This window comes from Rickettsia endosymbiont of Ixodes scapularis, assembly GCF_000160735.1.
GTDB classification, from domain to species: Bacteria; Pseudomonadota; Alphaproteobacteria; order Rickettsiales; family Rickettsiaceae; genus Rickettsia; species Rickettsia tamurae.
Window position 1 is genome coordinate 1 of sequence record NZ_GG688307.1, and the last position, 1,749, is coordinate 1,749.

Genomic DNA, 1,749 nt, shown 5'->3' on the forward strand with positions numbered 1-1,749 from the left:
TGACCGAACTACAAAAAATTTTTAAATTACGTTCCTGCACGGATAATTGCTTTAATTCACACACTCGCCCTTGCTTACAATATGAAATAAAACGTTGTTATGCTCCTTGCGTCGGTAAAATAAACAAGGAAGACTATAGAGACTTAGTAACGCAGGTAAAAGATTTCTTACAAGGTCGTACTAAAGAACTCCAAGAGAACTTATCTAAAAAGATGGAAGAGTTAAGTAGTCAGATGCGTTTTGAAGAGGCGGCAGAAATCAGAGACCGTATTAAGGCACTTAGTTATGTGCAGCTTAAGGCAGGTGTTTCAGATATTGTTAAAGACGCAGATATAATCACTATTGTAGAAAAGAACGGACATTATTGTGTAGAAGTGTTTTTATATAGGGCAGGGCAAGCATGCGGTAATATTCCTTATTTTCCTACTTCTACCGAAAATAGTACTAAAGAAGAAGTATTAGAATATTTTTTATTACAATTTTATCAAAAACAACAAGTGCCTGCGGAAATTATAATTAATCATGAAATCAATGATAAAGAGAATGTGATAGAGGCGATTAAGAAAATCAATAATATTACTAAACTCAATATTATAATACCTATTAGTGGAGGTAAGGCCAATCTAGTTCAGAACGCCGCAACAAATGCTTTATTCTCTCTAGAGCAATATTTGAAGAAATTTGCAAAAAATCAAGAGATTATGCTTGAAATCAAAGAGCTATTTGGTCTTTCTGAAATTCCTGAAAGAATTGAGATTTATGATAATAGCCATATTCAAGGTAAGTTTGCGGTTGGTGTTATGGTAGTTGCCGGTAAAGCCGGTTTTAATAAAAAGGAATATCGGGTTTTCTCATTGTCCTCCCGCACTTTCCCACTGTCATCCCGCGAGCTTGTAGCGGGATCCAGTACATTAATAAACAATCTGGATCCCCGACTTCGCGGGGAGGCATTGTTGCGTAGACCGGTAAAATCCACTGTCTCACCCCGTGGCTTGACCACGGGGTCCATAAAAACAATAAAAAATACTAATAATTTTAGTATTTTTAACTGGATCCCGTGGCTTGACCACGGGATGACAGAGGTAAAATTGATCCACGCAACAATGCCTTGCGGGGATGACATGACTAAAGGTGACGATTATGAAATGCTCCGGCAAGTTTTAACACGAAGATTAACTAGACTTAAGAATGAGCCGCATAAATTGCCAAACTTAATGATTATAGACGGCGGCAGAGGGCATTTAGGCATTGTTAAAGAGGTAATGGATAAATTTGAAATGAATATTCCTTTTGTTTGTATGTCGAAAGGAGTAGATAGAAATGCCGGTCTTGAACAATTCCATATGACAGGTAAAGAAGTATTTACTTTGGATAAAAATTTGCCGATTATGAAATATTTACAAATCTTACGAGATGAAGCTCATAATTTTGCCATAAAGAATCATAGATTAGGTAGATCACGTGCTATAAAAATATCAAGCCTTGACGATATAGAGGGCGTAGGTGAAACTCGTAAAAAAACATTGCTACATTATTTCGGTTCATACAAAGCAGTATGTGATGCAACCATAGATGAGCTTGCTAAAGTAAACGGCATTAGTAGGTCACTTGCCGAGATGATTTTTAGAGCGTTGCATAAGGATTGATGAATAATTACTCATAATGTCCCCACATGCTAAGTATTTTTATAATTTTTTTATCTTCTAATATTTCATAAACTAATCTATGTTGTAAATTAATTCTTATAGA

General features: G+C 35.7%; 1 protein-coding gene. It reads left to right on the forward strand.

Annotation, left to right across the window (positions count from 1 at the left end; translation table 11 throughout):
• Positions 1 to 1,646, forward strand: a 1,646-nt coding sequence (locus REIS_RS10190) for an excinuclease ABC subunit UvrC (protein WP_040614908.1), incomplete at its 5' end; no start/stop codon positions are given.
• Positions 1,647 to 1,749 lie beyond the last annotated feature (103 nt).